General features: G+C 67.8%; 16 protein-coding genes. 10 read left to right on the plus strand and 6 right to left on the minus strand.

Annotated features, from left to right (window positions below):
• Position 1: 1 nt before the first annotated feature.
• Positions 2 to 634 carry a LuxR C-terminal-related transcriptional regulator gene (locus tag GO999_RS23910; protein WP_011003693.1) on the minus strand — a complete coding sequence of 211 codons (633 nt, stop codon included), beginning with the start codon at positions 632 to 634 and terminating at the stop codon, positions 2 to 4.
• A 392-nt stretch (positions 635 to 1,026) separates the two neighbouring features.
• Between GO999_RS23910 and GO999_RS23915 the strand changes: the two genes are divergently transcribed.
• From GO999_RS23915 to fliT, 4 genes are all read left to right on the plus strand, one after another.
• Positions 1,027 to 1,848, plus strand: a complete 822-nt coding sequence (locus GO999_RS23915; RefSeq protein ID WP_011003694.1) for a flagellin N-terminal helical domain-containing protein — start codon at positions 1,027 to 1,029, stop codon at positions 1,846 to 1,848.
• Positions 1,849 to 2,042: 194 nt separating this feature from the next.
• A complete protein-coding gene (fliD, locus tag GO999_RS23920) occupies positions 2,043 to 4,100 on the plus strand; it encodes a flagellar filament capping protein FliD (protein WP_016727701.1) in 2,058 nt (685 codons plus the stop codon).
• Between the two features lie 59 nt (positions 4,101 to 4,159).
• A complete protein-coding gene (gene fliS, locus GO999_RS23925; RefSeq protein ID WP_020829809.1) occupies positions 4,160 to 4,582 on the plus strand; it encodes a flagellar export chaperone FliS in 423 nt (140 codons plus the stop codon).
• A 59-nt stretch (positions 4,583 to 4,641) separates the two neighbouring features.
• Entirely contained in the window at positions 4,642 to 4,998 is a 357-nt protein-coding gene (gene fliT, locus GO999_RS23930) for a flagellar protein FliT (RefSeq protein ID WP_011003697.1), read from the plus strand.
• Positions 4,999 to 5,030: 32 nt separating this feature from the next.
• On the opposite strand, the gene GO999_RS23935 is transcribed toward fliT, so the two are convergent.
• The 4 genes from GO999_RS23935 to fliE all read right to left on the minus strand — a co-directional run bounded on the left by GO999_RS23935 (position 5,031) and on the right by fliE (position 8,614).
• Positions 5,031 to 5,474: a MarR family winged helix-turn-helix transcriptional regulator gene (locus GO999_RS23935; protein ID WP_016727700.1), complete on the minus strand. Its 444-nt coding sequence runs from the start codon at positions 5,472 to 5,474 to the stop codon at positions 5,031 to 5,033.
• A 236-nt stretch (positions 5,475 to 5,710) separates the two neighbouring features.
• Positions 5,711 to 6,799 carry a glycosyltransferase family 2 protein gene (locus GO999_RS23940; protein ID WP_211906972.1) on the minus strand — a complete coding sequence of 363 codons (1,089 nt, stop codon included), beginning with the start codon at positions 6,797 to 6,799 and terminating at the stop codon, positions 5,711 to 5,713.
• A 5-nt stretch (positions 6,800 to 6,804) separates the two neighbouring features.
• Positions 6,805 to 8,178 carry a glycosyltransferase family 32 protein gene (locus GO999_RS23945; RefSeq protein WP_021155494.1) on the minus strand — a complete coding sequence of 458 codons (1,374 nt, stop codon included), beginning with the start codon at positions 8,176 to 8,178 and terminating at the stop codon, positions 6,805 to 6,807.
• A 103-nt stretch (positions 8,179 to 8,281) separates the two neighbouring features.
• A complete protein-coding gene (fliE, locus tag GO999_RS23950) occupies positions 8,282 to 8,614 on the minus strand; it encodes a flagellar hook-basal body complex protein FliE (protein ID WP_011003701.1) in 333 nt (110 codons plus the stop codon).
• Positions 8,615 to 8,849: 235 nt separating this feature from the next.
• On the opposite strand from fliE, the gene fliF reads away from it, so the two are divergent.
• From fliF to GO999_RS23980, 6 genes are all read left to right on the plus strand, one after another.
• Positions 8,850 to 10,685: a flagellar basal-body MS-ring/collar protein FliF gene (gene fliF, locus GO999_RS23955; RefSeq protein ID WP_028854094.1), complete on the plus strand. Its 1,836-nt coding sequence runs from the start codon at positions 8,850 to 8,852 to the stop codon at positions 10,683 to 10,685.
• Positions 10,682 to 11,674, plus strand: coding sequence for a flagellar motor switch protein FliG (fliG, locus tag GO999_RS23960; protein ID WP_011003703.1), 993 nt, complete (start codon positions 10,682 to 10,684; stop codon positions 11,672 to 11,674). The genes fliF and fliG overlap by 4 nt, the downstream gene beginning before the upstream one ends.
• A 35-nt stretch (positions 11,675 to 11,709) precedes the next feature.
• On the plus strand, positions 11,710 to 12,456 hold the full coding sequence (gene fliH, locus GO999_RS23965; RefSeq protein WP_071623658.1) for a flagellar assembly protein FliH: 747 nt from the start codon (positions 11,710 to 11,712) through the stop codon (positions 12,454 to 12,456).
• Positions 12,446 to 13,891 (plus strand): flagellar protein export ATPase FliI, encoded by a 1,446-nt coding sequence (gene fliI / locus GO999_RS23970; protein WP_019719139.1) that lies wholly within the window; start codon positions 12,446 to 12,448, stop codon positions 13,889 to 13,891. The genes fliH and fliI overlap by 11 nt, the downstream gene beginning before the upstream one ends.
• A gap of 98 nt (positions 13,892 to 13,989) precedes the next feature.
• Entirely contained in the window at positions 13,990 to 14,457 is a 468-nt protein-coding gene (gene fliJ / locus GO999_RS23975) for a flagellar export protein FliJ (protein WP_011003706.1), read from the plus strand.
• A gap of 20 nt (positions 14,458 to 14,477) precedes the next feature.
• Positions 14,478 to 16,034 carry a flagellar hook-length control protein FliK gene (locus GO999_RS23980; RefSeq protein ID WP_020829803.1) on the plus strand — a complete coding sequence of 519 codons (1,557 nt, stop codon included), beginning with the start codon at positions 14,478 to 14,480 and terminating at the stop codon, positions 16,032 to 16,034.
• 344 nt (positions 16,035 to 16,378) lie between these two features.
• On the opposite strand, the gene GO999_RS23985 is transcribed toward GO999_RS23980, so the two are convergent.
• On the minus strand, positions 16,379 to 17,359 hold the full coding sequence (locus GO999_RS23985; protein ID WP_020829802.1) for a DedA family protein/thiosulfate sulfurtransferase GlpE: 981 nt from the start codon (positions 17,357 to 17,359) through the stop codon (positions 16,379 to 16,381).
• Positions 17,360 to 17,364 lie beyond the last annotated feature (5 nt).

Consider the following 17,364-nt stretch of genomic DNA (forward strand, 5'->3'; position numbering starts at 1 on the left):
GCTACAGCTGGAGCCCGTTGCTGACGACGTACATGGTCAGCTCCGCGTTGTTGCGCAGCCTCATCTTCGCCAGGACGCGCCCACGGTACACGCTGACCGTCTTGGCGCTGATCTGCAGCGCGTCGGCGATCTCGCCCAGCGTGCGGCCCGAGCCCAGCATGCGCAGCGTCTGGAATTCGCGGTCGGACAGCACGTCATGGCGCGGCTTGTCCCAATCCACGTTCAGGTTGTCGGCCAGCACTTCGACCAGGTCCGGGGGCAGGTATTTCTTGCCCTTGGAGATGGCGTTGACGGCCGCCAGCAGCTGCGGCTGGGTGGCGTTCATCGGCAGGTAGCCGGAGGCGCCGGCCTTGAGCGCGCGCACGGCGAGCAGCGCCTCCGGGTGGCGGCCCATCGCCAGCACCGCCAGGCGCGCGTGCTGCTGGCGGACCGCCTTGATGGTCTGGAACTCGTCGCCGCTGGCCGATTCGACGGAAAACAGCAGGACGTCCCACTCGCGCTGGTCGAGCAGGCCCGGGTTTCCGGATAAATCCGGTACGGCTTCGATCTGCCGGGCCAGGCGCGAATCCTTCAGGATCTGGCGCAGGCCCGTACGGGCGATATCGTGCGGTTCGACGATGAGGACGTTCAGCATGGCGGGTGTTGCGGTCGGGATAGGCTCGTTCGAGCTCTTGTTGCCGGGCGGGCCGGCAGCGTTGCAACTCCCCGTCTGTGCACTGTGCGGCGGCGCTCTGTGTTCATCCGATGCGTCGGAAGACGGGCGCCTTGTTTGTGGACCGAGTATAGCCGAGGGGCCTCCCGGCAAGAAGATGGTCGGGCGTCTCTTTCGGTGGAGGGCCCGTCCGGCGGGGCAATCCGCCGCCGGCGCACAAAATTGTCAAGGCGACCCTAAACTTTCTCCGGCGGCCACCGATAACCTGAGTACAACGCAGACCTGGTCCCCTTCAAGTTGCAGGTCACGTTGCCTGGCCTAGCCGGAACAAGTATTCATCGGGCAACACTTCATCGGGAAATTTAGGAGCCGTCATGTCCCTCAGCCTCAATACCAACATCTCGTCCCTGCAAACGCAGCAAGCCCTGTCGCAATCGCAGTCCGCTCTGCAAAAGTCGCTGCAGCGCCTGTCGACCGGTCTGCGTGTGAACAGCGCGCAGGATGATTCTGCGGCCTACGCGGCATCCAGCAGCCTGACCACGACCCTGAACTCGCAAACGCAAGGTATTCAGAACGCCAACGGTGCGAACTCGTACCTGCAAACGGCCGACTCGTACCTGGGCCAGGTTGAAAACAACCTGCAACGTATGCGCCAACTGGCTGTGGAATCCAACAACGGCGGTCTGTCGGCAGCCGACCAGACCAACCTGGACAAGGAATACCAACAGCTGGCAACGGCCAACAAGAACATCGAAACCAACGCCAACTACAACGGCAACAAGCTGTTCGACGGCTCGGTGGCTTCGACGACCTTCCAATATGGCCAGAACGCAGCCACGGACGTGACCACGGTCACCAACGTCAACATGTCGACCTTCGGCACGCTGACCGGCACGAGCGTGACCAGCGCTGCCAACGCGACCGCAGCCCAGGCCGCGATCGATACCGACCTGACCTCCCTGAAGGCCGCCCGCGCCAGCCTGGGTGCGCAGCAGTCGGGTCTGGCGTCGACCATCAACACGCTGACGTCGAACAACACGGCCCTGTCGGCCGCCAAGTCGACGCTGATCGATACCGACTACGCTTCTGAAACGTCGAACATGACCCGCCAGAACATCCTGCAGCAAGCGGGTACCGCCATGCTGGCGCAGGCCAACTCGGCACCCAACAGCATTCTGAACCTGCTGAAGGGCTAATCGGCAAGGCCGCATGACTTCCGGCCGGTACCGGCCGGAGGCGAGGCCGGCGCTCCTTCGGGGGCGCCGGCCTTTCTTTTTGCGCAACGCCCGCAATTTTGCGTTTCTCCCGCATGACGCGCTAAAGAAGTGGCGGGCGCCGCCGTTGATTGTGGAAACACCCGCTGGCGCAGACGTTCACGAGACTTTTTGACATGGCGACCACCACGAGCACCACGAGCACCACCAGCACCTCCAGCGCGGGGACGATTTCCTTCCCGGGCATCGGCACGAGCATCGATGTCTCCACGCTGGTCACCAAGCTGATGAGTGTGGAAAGCCAGCCGCTGACGCTGCTGCAGAGTACGCAAACGTCATATCAGGCACAGCTGTCCGCGGTGGGCACGCTCAAGAGTTCGCTCTCCACCTTTCAGTCCGCGCTCTCAAGCCTGACCTCGCTGTCGGGCTTCACCTCGATGAAGGCGAGCGGCTATGACACCTCGATCCTGAGCGCCTCGGTGACGAGCTCGGCCCCGTCGGGCACCTACGCCGTCAATGTGACCCAGCTTGCGCAATCGCAGGTCCTGGCGGCGCAGGGGCAGACCTCGACCACCGCGGCCATCGGCAGCGGCGCATCGACCACGATTTCGTTCCAGTTCGGCACCGTGTCGGGTGGCACGCTGTCCAACGGCAAGTACACCGGCGCGACGTTCACGCAGAACGGCAACCTGACCGGCGGTTCGATCACCATCAATTCGTCGAACAACACCCTGGCCGGCATTCGCGATGCGATCAATTCGGCCAACCTGGGCGTGTCGGCCAGCATCGTCAACGATGGCAGCAGCACGCCCAACCGTCTGGTGCTGACCTCCACGGCGGGCGGCTCCAGCTCGGAGATGAAGATCTCGGTGTCGGGCGATTCGACCCTGGCCTCGCTGCTGTCGAACGATCCGGCCGGCACGCAGAACATGAGCGAAGTCACCACGGGCCAGAATGCCCAGGCGACCATCAATGGCATTGCCGTGCAGAGCCCGACCAACACGCTGTCGAACGTGGTCGATGGGACCTCGCTGACGTTGTCCAAGACCGGCAGCACGACGGTCTCGGTCGCCAACGACTCGACGTCCACCACCACCGGCGTGGTCAATTTCGTCAAGGCCTACAACGCGCTGCGCATTTCGCTGAACTCGCTCACCAACATCGATACCAGCAACAGCGCCAACAACGGTGCGCTGGCGAGCGACGTCAGCACCAAGACGCTGATCAACCAGATTACCGATGTGCTCGGCCAAGCCATCGGCTCGGGCACCTATCAGTCGATGGGCAGCATCGGCGTGACAATGGGTTCGGACGGCACGCTGTCGATCGACGACACCAAGCTGTCGGCCGCGATCGCCGCATCGCCCAGCCAGGTGGCGAGCCTGTTCGCGGGCGCCGGCACGGCCACGGATGCGCTGGTGTCGGTGCCGAGCTTCTCGGATTCGACCCAGGCGGGCACCTACGCCGTCAACGTGACGCAACTGGCCACGCAGGGCTCGCTGAAAGGCTCGGCGGCGGCCAATACGACGATCACGCAGGGCGCGAACGACACGCTGGCGATTACCGTCAGCAACATCACCACCAATATCACGGTGCCGGCCGGCAGCTACACGGCCTCGAGCCTGGCGGCACAGATCCAGAGTCAGCTCAACGCCTCGACCGGTTTGCAGAACGCCGGGATCACGGCCTCCGTGGCGGCGGACTCCAGCGGCGTGCTGACGTTCACATCCAGCCAGTACGGCTCGACGTCGAACGTCTCGATCTCGGGCAACGGCGCTTCGTCGCTGGTGGGCAGCAGCCCGACCTCGGTGACCGGCCAGGATGTGCAGGGCACCATCAACGGTGTGGCGGCAACCGGGTCGGGCCAGAACCTGTACGGCGCCACCGGCACGGCGGTCGACGGCCTGACCGTGAAGGTGGCTGGCGGCGCGGTCGGCAGCCGCGGTACCGTGACCGTGCAGCGTGGCTATGCCGCGCAGCTCAACACGGTGATGACGAGCCTGCTGTCCTCCACCGGCATGGTGCAGAACGAGACCGACTCCATCAACAACTCGCTGACGTCGCTGGCGAGCCGGATCAGCACCATGCAGACACAACTGAGCGCCAAAGAGGCGCTGTACTACACGCAGTTCAACACGCTGTCTGCCCTGGTGGCCAGCATGACGAATACCAGCACCTATCTGACCACGCAGCTGGCGGCCATCGCGAAGCAGACGTCGTCGAGCAGCAGCTGATCTTGAGCGCCTCTGGCCAATTCTCGACCCCTTAACGAGCCCCAAGCGAGGATTCTTCCATGTACGCAGCACACCGTGCCATCGGTGCCTACGCACAAGTCGGCGTTGAAACGTCCGTGGTGGACGCCAGCCCGCACCGGCTGATCGCCATGCTGTTCGAAGCGGCGCGCGCCGCCATCAGCCTGGCGTCGGCCGCCATGCAGCGCGGCGATGTGCTGGTCAGGCTGCGCGCCTTCGACAAGGTCATCTCGATCATCGGCCAGGGCCTGCAGGCCAGCCTGGACCGCGAGCGCGGCGGCGAAATCGCCACGCAGCTCGACACGCTGTACGATTACATGCTGCGTCGGCTGTTGCTGGCCAACGCGACCAACGATGTGGCGATCCTGGAAGAAGTCGATCGTTTGCTGGCGCCGTTGCAGGAAGCCTGGAGCGAGATCGGCAAGCCTGGTGTCGTCGCAGGCCATCTGAGTGTCGTGAGTTGAAGCGGTTGACCGCGTAGCTACCACGTCATCGATTCCGGCCCAACTCAACTGGAGCCATCATGTTCCGGAACCTACCGATCAAGGACAGCGAAAGCCTGTTCATTTGCTATGAAGCCATCGCACGGCTGACCGCCGAGATGGTCGCCGCGGCCGATGTGGGCAACTGGGAAGTCGTCAGCACGCTCGAGCGCGAAAGCGCGACCTACGTCGAGATGCTGCGTCGCTCCGAGCCCCATCCGCCGCTGTCGCACGCGGATCTCGAGCGCAAGCGCGCGCTGCTCGTGCGCATTCTCGAAGACGATGCGCGTGTGCGGGCCGTGGTGCATCCCAGGCTCGACCGCCTGCAGAAGCGCATCGACACGGCGCGCCGCGCCAGCAACGCCAGCCTGGCCTACGGCAGCATGGCGCGCTTCTAGATCCAGCGAAATGTTTGATTGCGGGCCGGCCGCTACGCGCGGTCGTCCGCGACTGCCAGCGCATCCAGCAGCTTGCGCAGCACATCCCGCGTGGCGCCGATTTCGCCGGGTTCGAGCGGAATCCGGCACACCAGCGCATCCGGCACTTTGACTGCGCGTTCGCGCAGCCCCCGGCCGGCTTCCGTCAGTTCGATCACCACGCGGCGCTGGTCGTCGCGGTCGCGGGTGCGGGTCACCAGCCCCTGTTCTTCCAGCCGCTTGAGCAGCGGCGTCAGCGTGCCGGTGTCCAGGTACAGCGTGCGGCCGAGGTCGCCCACCGCGCACGGCGCCTGCTGCCAGCAGGCCAGCATCACCAGGTATTGCGGATAGGTCAGCCCGAGCTCGTCGAGCAACGGACGGTACAGCCGGGTCAGCAGGTGGCCGGCGGCATACAGGGGAAAGCAAAGCTGCTGATCGAGCGCCAGCGCGTCGGTCACGGAAGACTCCCGGAGAGGGTCGCGGCTCGCGTCGCGGTGCTTGCCGCGAAGCCGCCCGCGAGCGGCTGATGCGCGACCGTGGTCTATTCAATGGGATGTCAATATTGCCACGGACCGCATGCAAATAGGCGCACCCGCCGTGCGCCGGCGCAACAAGCGCCGTGGCCGCCACCTGGCGGGCGACGCTGTCGATGAAGGGGACCGCAGGATGATTGCCGGGGCTGCGATCGGCGCCGTCAGCGCGCGGCCGGGTCCGCCTTCAGGCGCTGCGACAGCGCCTGGTATTCGTCGGCTTTCAGGGGCTGGTTCAGGGCCCGGTAGACGACGGCCAGGTTCTCGGCCGCGGCGAAGCTGCCGCGTCCGAAGACGCTGTCGTCGAGTTTCGGCTGGTCGCCGATGGCCAGGCAGCGCAGGAAGGCGTGCTCCGCCATCGGCAGCCAGTGCTCCGCGGCCTGGGCGGGGTGCCTGAGCGCCGCATCGAACATGAGGTGCCCGAGCACGAAGAAGTAATCGGGCGATGCGGCCCATGTGTCCATCCACTCGCCGGCGCGGGTGATCGCCTCGTCGAGCCGGCCCGATTGCCTCAGGCACAGCAGCAGGCGGATGCAGGCGTCGTGCCGATAGGGCGCGTTGGCCGGCGCGCCGGCAGCGGCCTGCGCATACAGGTCGGCGGCTTGTGCCGGGTCCTTGCCGTTGATTTCCGTTTCCTTGCCCAGTTGGTACAGGACATAGGGATCGTCCGGGCGATCGGCCAGCTCCGCGTGCAGCAGCGCGGCATTGCGGCCGCGCTTCTTTTCCAGCTTGGCGCTGACGTAGCCGTCGTGGCCGAACACCAGCGGCAGCCGCACGCGCCGCAGCGACGCGACCGGCTGCTCGTGGACGCGGCCCTGGTAGCGGACGCCGCGCGGCAGCAGGCGCGGAATCCAGGTGTTGGTCCGCTGCGTCGCGCCGCCGGCATCGTCCAGGCTCTGGATGCAGACCACCCCGAGCAGGGGGCCGAACGTGCAGGCTTCGCGCAGTTCGCCGGCGCCGCTCTCCAGCCACTCGTCTGCGTCCATCACCAGGTTCCAGTCGGCATCGGCGAATTGCAGCGCGGCATTCCGGGCGGCGGAAAAATCGTCGACCCAGGTGAAATGGCGGACCTGCGCGCCGCAGGCCTCGGCAATGGCGACGGTCGCGTCGGTCGAGCCCGTGTCGAGCACGATCATGCGGTCGACATGGGGCCGGGCGCTGCGCAGGCAGCGCTCGATGCAGGCCGCCTCGTTGCGCGCGATGACGACCAGCGCGAGGTCAGGCCGCCTGCCGGGCTTGGGCTGTCTGCGCATGGTCGTCAGCGGCGTTTGCTGGCCAGCATGAACAGCGAGATCGCATTGAAGAACCACATCCCGTCGATCGCCCAGGGCGTGTACTTCCGGATCGTGTTCGAGAACGTGTAGGGCGTGTACCAGCAGTTGTGGTCGGGGTGCACGACCTCGACAAAGGTCTGCGCGTCGTGCAGGTAGTCGAAATGCCGGGCGCGGCACTGAAAGGCGTCCGGCACGGTGATGGCGTACGAGGCGGCGTCGAGCGCATCGAGCTGCGCCAGGAACTCGGCCGTGTTGGGCACGTGCTCCATGACCTCGGGCACCAGCACGATGTCGTACTGGTCGACGATGTCCTCGAAGCGGGAGAACAGCCTGCCGCGCGTATAGGGCGCCAGCGCCTCGAGCGCTTCCGCGTGGATATCGAAGCCGTCGAGCTTCGCGCACACCGATTCCAGGGCCAGGTGCAGCGAGGTCTTGGGATCGGTGATCGGCCAGTCGGCGCAGCCGATATGCAGCACGCGCTGGCCGGCGCAGAGCTTGCGGAAGACGTCGACGCGGCTCAGGTTCATGATGTCCGTGCTGATCGGCACGCGTTGCACGAAGTAGGGGTCGTGCGCGGCCTCCAGCGGCGAGCGTGACGGGGCGGGCTGGGCCGGTGCCGGCGTTGGCGTCGGTGCCGTGTCCGCCTGGGCCGCCTGCCGGGCCGGGACCGGGGCGGCCGCTTCGTCCGCGCCGGCCTGCGCCACGATGTTGCCGTCGGCGTCGAACTGCTGCAGGTGCAGGCTCTGGTAGGCGTTCTTGGTGCTGCCCCACATCTGGTTGGCATACACCGGGCCGGGCCCGCTGTACTTCACGCCGGTGAAATGCTCGGGGATGAAGTAGTGGCTCGGCAGGATGCGCAACGGGTGGTACTGGTAGCGCCGGTACGACTCGGTCAGGCGCTGGGGGCCGACCGTCTTCCAGGCTCGGTCGTGCACGACCGACGGCTCCCGGTGGATGTCCTGCATGATCTGGTGGACGAACGGATTCTTCGCCCGGCATCCGAAATAGCCCGCCGCGATCAGCCCCGGGCGCGCGATCTCGCTTTCCCAGCAGGCGAACGCCTCGCAATCGAGCAGGGCATCGTCCAGCGCCCGGATGCAGATGCTGTCGGCATCCACCACGATGCCGCCTTCGCGGTAGAGGATCTCCCAGCGCATCATGTCGGCCACGCCGTTGAATTCGCGCTCGAGCATGGCGTCCATGTGGCGCGCATTGAGCCACGTGTGCTGCCCCAGCGTGTCGTTGCCCCAGATCTTGATCTGGTAGTCCGGGTTGAGCCTGGCCCAGGTCTGGATGCAATTGTCGGGCCGCTTGGCCTCGTCGCCGATCCAGATGAAGTGAAGTGTCTTGGGGATCATGGGGATTTGACCGGAGTCGGGATGAGCGCCACCGGGGGCGCCACGGCAACGCGCGGCGCCCCGGCGGGCCTGCCGGGTGGATCGGACGGCCGCGCGGGCGGCGTCAGATCGACATGCTCATGATGTTCTGGTAGGCCGAGACCAGCTTGTTGCGCACCTGCACCGCGGTCTGCAGGTCGATGTTGGCCTTCTGCAACGACAGCATGACGTCGTGCAGGTCAACGTCGTTGTTGCCCAGCTCGAAGCTGCGCGACAGGGTTTCGGCCTTCTGCTGCGAGGCGTCGACCTTGTCGAGCGACGATTTCAGCACCGCGCCGAAATCGATGCTGACCTTGGCGTTGTCGCCGGCGCTGCCGTCGAGGCTGCCGACTTTGCTGGACGGTGCCAGCACGCTGTTCATCAGCGAGACGACCGAGTTGGCGTTCGTAATGTCCATGTGATGAGTGCTCCCCTTGATACACCGGCGCCCGGCGGCCTTCGTCCGGCCGGCATGGCGCCACGGTGCAGCAAAGGTAGCACCCGGACCGGGGCGGCCAAGCCCCCAAATGAGCCGGAAAAGGCCTTCTTCTTGCCGGTTTGCTTGCGCGAGCCCTGCTGATAATGCCAACACGGAGCCTTGCCTGTTTTTGGGGCTGGAGGGCTCCCGCAACGCAGTCAGTCAGGAGAAACGGATGCCAACGACAGCAGATTCCGTCGCTGTCGCCGACACGCTCGGTACGGTTGAAATGCCAGCGGTGGGCCAGGGCGCGATCGTGCGCCAGAACGCAGGGGGGCTGGGCGCCCTCGGGCCGCTGGGCCGCCTGTCGCCGCGCATGCTGGCGATGATCGCCGCCGCCGCGCTGATTGCCGTGGTCGCCGCCGGCATGCTGTGGAGCCGCGCCCCCAGCTATCGCGTCCTGTACAGCAATGTGGCGGACAGCGACGGGGGCGCCATCATCGCCGCGCTGCAGCAGATGAACGTGCCGTACCGCTTCGCGGACGGCGGCAGCGCCATCATGGTGCCCGAAGCCAACGTACACGAGGCCCGCCTGAAGCTGGCGGCGCAGGGGCTGCCCAAGGGCGGCCTGGCCGGCTTCGAGCTGATGGAGAACCAGAAGTTCGGCACCAGCCAGTTTGTCGAACAGGTCAATTACCAGCGCGCCCTGGAGGGCGAGCTGGCCCGCACCATCCAGGCCATGCAGGAGGTGCAGTCCGCCCGCGTGCACCTGGCGCTGTCCAAGCCGTCGGTGTTCGTGCGCGAGCAGGTCAAGCCCAGCGCCTCGGTGCTGCTCAAGCTGTATCCGGGCCGCATGCTCGACCGCTCCCAGGTGCAGGCCATCGGCCACCTGCTCGCCAGCAGTGTGCCGGACCTGCCGCTGGCCAACGTGACGGTGGTCGACCAGTCGGGCCGGCTGCTGTCTGCGTCGTTCCAGGACAACGCCTCGGGCCTGGACCCGACCCAGCTCAATTACGTCCGCGACATCGAGCAAGGCTACATCAAGCGCATCGAGGCCATCCTCGGCCCGGTGGTGGGCGAAGACAACGTGCGCGCCCAGGTGACCGCCAACGTCGACCTCGACAACACCGAGCAGATGGCCGAGACGTACCGTCCGAACCAGGACCCGGCCAACGGCGCCGTGCGCAGCACGCATACCAGCGAATCGACGCAGAACAAGGCCGGCGCGCAGGGCGGCGTGCCGGGTGCGCTGTCCAACCAGCCGCCGACCGCGCCGCGCATGCTGCCGACCGCGCCGGCGCCCGCCGCGCAGCAGGCCGCCGCCGGACAGAACGGCCAGAATGGCCAGAACGGTCAGCAGCAGGGCGCCGCCGCCGGCACCGGTCAGGCCGCGGCCAACACCGCCGAGTCCAGCGCGCGCGACACCACCATCAACTACGAAGTCGACAAGACCGTGCGCCGCACCCGCGCCGCGGTGGGCACCGTGCGCCGCCTGTCGGTGGCCGTGGTGGTCAACTACCGCGCCGACGGCAAGACGTGGAAGCCGCTGTCGGATGCCGAGATGACCAAGCTCAACGCGCTGGTCAAGGACGCCGTGGGCTATGACGCCAAGCGCGGCGATTCGGTGAATGTGGTCAACAGCCAGTTCTCGGGCACGTTGCCGACGTCCAAGGACGACCTGCCGCTGTGGAAGCAGCCGGAGATGATCCACTACGCCATCCAGGCCGCCAAGTACGGTGCGCTGGCGATCGGGTTCCTGATCCTGGTGTTCGCCGTGATCCGCCCGCTGATCCGTTCGATGAACAAGAAGGACGAGCCCGTCACGGCCACCTTCGTGGGCCGCGAGGGCGAAGACCCGAACGCGCCGATCATCACCGGCGCGGCGGCCCCGGCCGGTCCGGAGCTCGAAGGCCCGTCGGCCTCCACCGACGGCGACGAAGTCCCGGACGAGCTGCCGCAGCTCAAGCAGAACCACGATTTCGAACAGAAGCTGGAGACGATGCGCCGCGTCGCCCAGCAGAACCCGCGCGCGGTCGCGGCCGTCATCAAGCAATGGGTGAGTAACGAATGAGCGCCGAAGGACTCCAACGCAGCGCCATCCTGCTGATGTCGCTCGGCGAAAACGAAGCCGCCGAGGTGCTCAAGCACCTGGGCCCGCGCGAAGTGCAGAAGCTGGGCGCCACCATGGCCGCGCTCAAGAACGTCTCGCGCGACCGCGTGCTCGATGCCTTCGACGCGTTCTTCATCGAGGCCGAAGACCTGCCGCTGGACATCGACTCCAACGAGTACATCCGCTCCGTCTTCCGCAAGGCCCTGGGCGACGACCGCGCCGCCAACATCATCGACCGCATCCTGTCGGGCGGCGATACCAGCGGCATCGAAGGCCTGAAATGGATGGACGCCTCGTCGGTGGCCGAACTGATCCGCAACGAGCACCCGCAGATCATCGCCACCATCCTGGTCCACCTGGACCGCGACCAGGCGTCCGAAATCCTGACCTACTTCACTGAGCGCCTGCGCAACGACACCGTCCTGCGCATTGCCACGCTCGACGGCATCCAGCCGAGCGCGCTGCGCGAGCTGAACGAAGTGCTGACCGGGCTGCTGCAGGGCAACGACCACCGCAAGAAGAGCACGCTGGGTGGCGTGCTCACGGCGGCGGAAATCCTCAACCTGGTGCCGAGCGCCGTGGAAAGCGCCGTCATCGAGGGCGTGCGCTCGCGCGATCCGGAACTGGCCGATGCCATCGTCGAGAAGATGTTCGTCTTCGACAACCTGATCGACCTGGACAACCGCAGCCTGCAGAGCCTGCTGCGCGAGGTCGGCCAGGATGTCCTGGTGGTGGCGCTCAAGGGCGCCAAGCAGGAGTTCCGCGACAAGGTGTTCGCCAACATGTCGCAGCGTGCCGGCCAGATGCTCAAGGAAGAACTGGAGGTGCTGGGCCCGGTCAAGGTGTCGGAGGTGGAGACGCAGCAGAAGGAAATCCTGCAGATCGCCCGCCGCCTGGCCGACGAAGGCGAAATCACCATCGGTCGCAAGGCGGAGGACGCCTATGTCTGACGCCGTCCTGCATGCCCGCCTGACGGAGCGCTGAGATGCCGCGCCCGCCCATCATCCCGCGCGATACGCTGGTCGACTGCCATCCGTGGGAGCCGACCGACTTCGTGCGCCAGGCCGAGTTGGCCGCCGCCGCCGCGGCACCGCCGCCTCCGCCGCCCGAGCCCGAGCCGCCCGAGGAGCCGCCGATTTCCGAAGAGGAATGGCAGGCCATGCTGGAGGCCGAGCTGGCCAACGCCCGCGACGAAGGCCGCCGCGACGGCTTTGCCCAGGGTTTCCAGGACGGCTTCGAGCAGGGCCGCCGGCAGGGCGAGGAAGATTCCCGGCAGATCGCCGCGCTGATGCAGTCGGTGCGCGAGGCCATCGACCAGATGAACGGCAGCGTCGCCGAAGAGCTGGTCGGCCTGGCATTGCAGCTGGCGCAGCAGTTCCTGCGCGGCGCGCTGCGTGCCCAGCCCGAGCGCATCCTGCCGCTGGTGCGCGAAGTGCTGGGCGATGCGCCCACCGCGCCGGCGCCCGCCATGCTGCGCGTGCATGCGGACGACGCCGAACTGATCCGCCAGGCGCTGGGCACCGAACTGGCCGCCGCCGGCTGGACACTGGTGGTCGATGCCGCCATCGAGCGCGGCGGCTGCCGCGTGCAGACCCGCTTCGGCGAGACCGACGCCACCCTGCAGACGCGCTGGGCCGAGCTGACCCGCGCACTGGGCCGCGACACCGCCTGGATCGTCAGCGAACGGGTCGAAGCCGAGCGCGTGGCGGGAGGAGCGCTCCATGTTGCCTGACCCCGCGCAGACCGGCGCCCGCGCGCCGGCCTCCCAGGCCAACCCGAATGTCAACCTGTGGCAGGCGCACCTGCACCAGACCGCCCAGCGCGCACGCCTGGCGCGTCCGGTGGTGACCTGCGGCAAGCTCACGCGGGTGGCGGGCCTGGTGATGGAAGCGGTGGGGCTGAAGCTGCCGGTCGGCAGTGCCTGTCGCGTGGAGCTGCCGTACGGCCGCCACGTGCTGGCGGAGGTGGTCGGCTTTGCCGAGGAGCGCGCCTTCCTGATGCCGCAGACCGATCTGGTCGGCGTGGTGCCGGGCGCGCGCGTGTTTCCGCTCGAGCCGCAGCATCTGCCGCTCGATACCGCCGATCCGACCATCGCGCACAGCAAGTTCCTGCCGGTCGGCCCGCGCCTGCTGGGCCGCGTGGTCGATGCCAACGGCGAGCCGCTGGACGGCAAGGGCCCGCTGGGCGCGTCGGAAGAGCTGGCGTGGGGCTCGCTGGCGCCCGCGCCGCTGAACCCGCTCAAGCGCAAGCCGATCGAGCACGTGCTCGACGTGGGCGTGCGCGCCATCAACGGCCTGCTGACGGTGGGCCAGGGGCAGCGCCTGGGCCTGTTCGCCGGCTCCGGTGTCGGCAAGAGCGTGCTGCTGGGCATGATGGCCCGCTACACACAGGCCGACGTGGTGGTGGTCGGGCTGATCGGCGAGCGCGGCCGGGAAGTGAAGGAATTCATCGACGAGATCCTCGGCGACGAAGGGCTCGCGCGCTCGGCCGTGGTGGCCGCGCCGGCCGACAACTCGCCGCTGATGCGCCTGCAGGGCGCGGCCTACGCCCACACCATCGCCGAATACTTCCGCGATCGCGGCTGCAATGTGCTGCTGATCGTCGATTCGCTCACGCGCTATGCGATGGCGCAGCGCGAGATCGCGCTGGCCATCGGCGAGCCGCCGGCCACCAAGGGCTATCCGCCCTCGGCCTTCGCCAAGCTGCCGGCGCTGGTCGAGCGTGCCGGCAACGGCATGGTCGATGCCGCCGGCCGGGGCGGCTCCATCACCGCCTTCTACACCGTGCTGGCCGAAGGCGATGACCAGCAGGACCCGATCGCCGACGCCGCGCGCGCGATCCTGGACGGCCACTTCGTGCTGTCGCGCAAGCTGGCCGAGCAGGGCCACTACCCGGCCATCGACATCGAGCAGTCGATCAGCCGCGTGATGTCCGCCATCGTGCCGCGCGAGCAGCTCGACGCCGCGCGCCGCTTCAAGCAGCTGTATGCCCGCTACCAGCGCAACCGCGACCTGATCGCCGTGGGTGCCTACGCGCGCGGCAGCGACCCGGTGACCGATCAGGCCATCGCGCGCTACCCCAGCATGGAGGGCTTCCTGCAGCAGGGGATGTTCGAAAACGAAAGCCGCGAACGCACGCTGGAAAAGATGAACGCGGTGCTGTCTTGACAGTGTGAAGAGGGGCCGGGGCCCGCGCGTCGCGCTAAAGCCCCCGCAGTTTGCAACCGATTGGATTGAAGTCACGGAAATCATCCGGAGGATCGACGATGACCACCACGCACAAGCCGTTCCGCCTTGAAACCGTGCTGGAGCTGGCGAAAAAGGACACCGAAAAGGCCACGCAGGAAGTCGGCCGCCTGATGAACACGCGTGAGCTGGCCGCGCAGAAGCTGGCGATGTTGTCCGACTACCGCAACAACTACCGCCAGCAGATGCAGGTCAACGCCGAGGGCGGCATCGACGCCGCCCGGCTGCACAACTACGCCGCCTTCATCGACCGCCTGGGCTCGGCGGTCGACCATCAGCGCGGCACCATCAGCGCGCTGGAGGCGCAGTTGCAGCGCAGCCGTGACAACTGGCTGGAGAAGCAGCGCCGCGAACAGTCGTTCGACATCTTGCGCCAGCGCCATGTCGAAGAGCAGCGCCAGGACCAGGAGCGCCGCGCCCAGCGCGAAAACGACGAACACGCCGCCAAGCTGATCCGCATGCGTGCGGCGCAGGCCGGCAGCAACTGAACGAGCAAGACGGAGGCAACGTGGGCTTGAGTGCCACTCCCAATACCGCCGCGACCGACCTGGGCGCGATGCTGTCGAGCGCCGGCACGGCCGCCGACAAGTCGCAGGCCGCGTCGTCCGGCGCCGATACCTTCGGCAACCTGCTGTCGGATCGCCTGAACCAGGAGGCCGCGCGCCGCCAGACCGATGCGCAATCGGCCGGCAGCCGCGCCGCCGCCCGCCGCGCCGATGCCACGAAGAAAGACGCGGCCAAGGCCAGCGCGGCCGGCAACGATCAGGACGCGCGTCAGGCCGACCGCAATGCCGACGCGGCGCCGGCGACCGCCGCCGCTTCGGCCACGCAGGATGCACAGGCTTCCAAGGCCGCGTCGAGCGACGACACCCAGGACAAGACCGCCGCCGCGCAGGCGGGCGTCGATCCCGCGGCACAGCTGGCCGCGCAGATCGAAGCCGCGCGCCAGGCCATGCAGCAGGCCGCCGCTCCGGTGGCCCAGCCCGGCACGCAGGTCGCGACGGCGGACGATGCCGCCGCGCAGCTCGCGGCCGGCAAGGCGGGCGCCGCCACCACCGACGCGGCCGCGCTGGCGGCCTTGAGCGCCGCCAATGCCGCGGCCGGCAAATTGACCGATCCGGCGGCCACCGTCGCCCAGCCGCAGGCTGCGCAAGCCGACGCCCTCAAGGCGGCGGCCGGCAAGGAGGCCCAGGCGGCCAAGCCGACGCCGCTGCCCGATGCCAGCACCGTCGCCCAGGCGCTGGCCCGCACGCGCGGCACCACCGACAATACGCCGCCGGCCGTGCGGCACCTGGGCAGCGCATCGTCGTCCGCGCAGGGCGCCGGCAGCGAGCGTGGCAGCGCGGCGCACCGCACCGAAGCCGGGCAGGGCACGCAGGCGCAAGCCGCGACCGCCGCCACGGCCGAGACCGGCCGCAACGCGGACACCAGCGGCAACCCCAACACGCAGGCCGATGCCCAGGGCGCCGGCACCAAGTTCGATGGCGTCCTGACGCGCGCCAACGGGGATGCCGTCGCCACCGCGCCAACCTTCACCGTGGGCGGCGCCGGTACCGCCGGCAGCGCCGCGAGCGCCGCGGTCACACCCGCGCAGACGCATACCCTGCCGACCTTCGGCGATGCCGCCTGGCCGCACACCATGGCGAGCCAGCTGGCCTACATGCAGGTCCATCGCCAGTCGTCCGCTGAACTGCAGTTGAGCCCGGCCGAGCTCGGCGGGCTGCATGTCAAGCTCGAGATCGACAACGGCGCCGTCAATGCCAGCTTCGTCTGTCAGCACCAGGCCGTGGCGGAACTGGTGCAGGACGCCATGCCACGCCTGCGCGATGCCATGCAGCAGGGCGGCATGGAGCTCGCGCAGACCTCCGTCAGCACCGGCGATTTCAGCCAGCAGGGCGCCTCGCAAGGGTCGTCCGCGCAGGGCAACGGCAGCGGTGGCGGCAATGGCGGCGGCAGCGGCGGCAACCGGTTTGCCGGCATGCAGGGGCAGGCCGGCACCGGCACGGTGGCCGTGTCCGCGCCGCGCGTCTCCAGCCATGCCGGCGCCATTGACACCTTTGCTTAACTCCGCAGATTAAAGTTTTGCGAAAATCTGACGTTGAATCGCCGGAGCAACGTACAATCAGCGAGCCCGCGGGGCGATGAGCCCGGCAATAGCGAAGGGTGGGGTGTATTGACCAGACAGCACGCAACGACCCACGACGTGTCTGCAACGAATAACAAGGGGGTCAAGTCCGATCGGCGAAGACGGGATCAAACGGGGATCACTTCGCCACATCCGCTCTCGGGCGGGTGCAAAAACGGACTGATGCGGTGTGTCCGAGCCGGGGGGCTGGCACACTGCATGTTTGCCGTGCTTACGGGGGAGCGCACCGCGAGGTGCGCTTTTTGTTTTTGTGCGCCCCGGAATCAGCCGCCCGCCGCCTCGGCCGCGGCGAGCGTGGCCGGCGTGACCGACACCACGTGCTCGACGCCATAGCCCCGGTCCATCCATGCATCGATGCCGCCGTGCAGCGGACGCACGCGCCTGAAGCCGCGGCCCATCAGCGTGCGCGCCAGCATCACGGCGGATGCCTCGTTGGGGCAGGCGCAATAGATGACGATCTCGCGATCCGGGCCCTCGATCTCGATGGGCCCATCCTTGGCCGACATGTCGTACAGCATCGCCCCGGGAATGCGGTGCGGCTGGCTCATGCGCGAGCTGCCCGCGCGCACGTCGATGATGACCGGCGCCTCGCCGGATTCGATCAGCGCATGGAGCTCGTCCGGAGAGATCCGCACCATCTCCAGCATCTTGCGGAAGCGCCAGCGCTGCAGCCAGCGTGCCGCGACGTATACCGCCACCAGCAGCGCCACCAGCACGACGGCATGCCCGCCGAGCTGGTCCAGGTGCGTCAGCAGCGGGTCGATGCTGCCGTGCGCGCCGCGGCCGAGCAGCATCCAGCCAGCCGCCCATAGCGCGGAGCCGAGCAGGTCGTACAGCGCAAAGGTGCTGAACGGCGTGCGCATCGTCCCCAGCAGCGCCGACGAGACGGTCGACAGTCCCGGCACGAACTTGGCGATCAGCAGCATCGGCGCGCCCCAGCGCTCGAACTGCGTGCGCGTACGCCGCACGCAGGAATCCGGCGACAGCGACAGGCGGCACAGCAGCGCCATCACGTGGCGTCCGTATCGCTGGCCGGCCAGGTACCAGAGGCCATCGCCCAGCAGCGCGCCGGTCAGCGCGGCGGGCAGCAGCTCGGGCCACGGCAGCGCGCCGTTGGCGGTGAGGGCGCCCGCCACCAGCAGGGTCGGGACAGCGGGCAGCGGCGCGCCCGCCTGCGTCAGGAAGACGTTGGCAAAGACGGCGAACACGCCGTATTCGGCGATCAGGGGAAACAGGTCGTGCATGGAAG

It is taken from the genome of Ralstonia nicotianae (genome assembly GCF_018243235.1).
Classification (GTDB): domain Bacteria; phylum Pseudomonadota; class Gammaproteobacteria; order Burkholderiales; family Burkholderiaceae; genus Ralstonia; species Ralstonia nicotianae.

Bases quoted from the DNA above. Each gene is read 5' to 3' on its own strand.
- GO999_RS23985 (WP_020829802.1), bottom strand. From the start codon at position 17,359: ATGCACGACCTGTTTCCCCTGATCGCCGAATACGGCGTGTTCGCCGTC.
- GO999_RS23915 (WP_011003694.1), top strand. From the start codon at position 1,027: ATGTCCCTCAGCCTCAATACCAACATCTCGTCCCTGCAAACGCAGCAA.
- fliT (WP_011003697.1), top strand. From the start codon at position 4,642: ATGTTCCGGAACCTACCGATCAAGGACAGCGAAAGCCTGTTCATTTGC.
- GO999_RS23945 (WP_021155494.1), bottom strand. From the start codon at position 8,178: ATGATCCCCAAGACACTTCACTTCATCTGGATCGGCGACGAGGCCAAG.
- fliH (WP_071623658.1), top strand. From the start codon at position 11,710: ATGCCGCGCCCGCCCATCATCCCGCGCGATACGCTGGTCGACTGCCAT.
- GO999_RS23910 (WP_011003693.1), bottom strand. From the start codon at position 634: ATGCTGAACGTCCTCATCGTCGAACCGCACGATATCGCCCGTACGGGC.
- fliG (WP_011003703.1), top strand. From the start codon at position 10,682: ATGAGCGCCGAAGGACTCCAACGCAGCGCCATCCTGCTGATGTCGCTC.
- fliJ (WP_011003706.1), top strand. From the start codon at position 13,990: ATGACCACCACGCACAAGCCGTTCCGCCTTGAAACCGTGCTGGAGCTG.
- fliS (WP_020829809.1), top strand. From the start codon at position 4,160: ATGTACGCAGCACACCGTGCCATCGGTGCCTACGCACAAGTCGGCGTT.
- fliF (WP_028854094.1), top strand. From the start codon at position 8,850: ATGCCAACGACAGCAGATTCCGTCGCTGTCGCCGACACGCTCGGTACG.
- GO999_RS23940 (WP_211906972.1), bottom strand. From the start codon at position 6,799: ATGCGCAGACAGCCCAAGCCCGGCAGGCGGCCTGACCTCGCGCTGGTC.
- fliI (WP_019719139.1), top strand. From the start codon at position 12,446: ATGTTGCCTGACCCCGCGCAGACCGGCGCCCGCGCGCCGGCCTCCCAG.
- fliE (WP_011003701.1), bottom strand. From the start codon at position 8,614: ATGGACATTACGAACGCCAACTCGGTCGTCTCGCTGATGAACAGCGTG.
- fliD (WP_016727701.1), top strand. From the start codon at position 2,043: ATGGCGACCACCACGAGCACCACGAGCACCACCAGCACCTCCAGCGCG.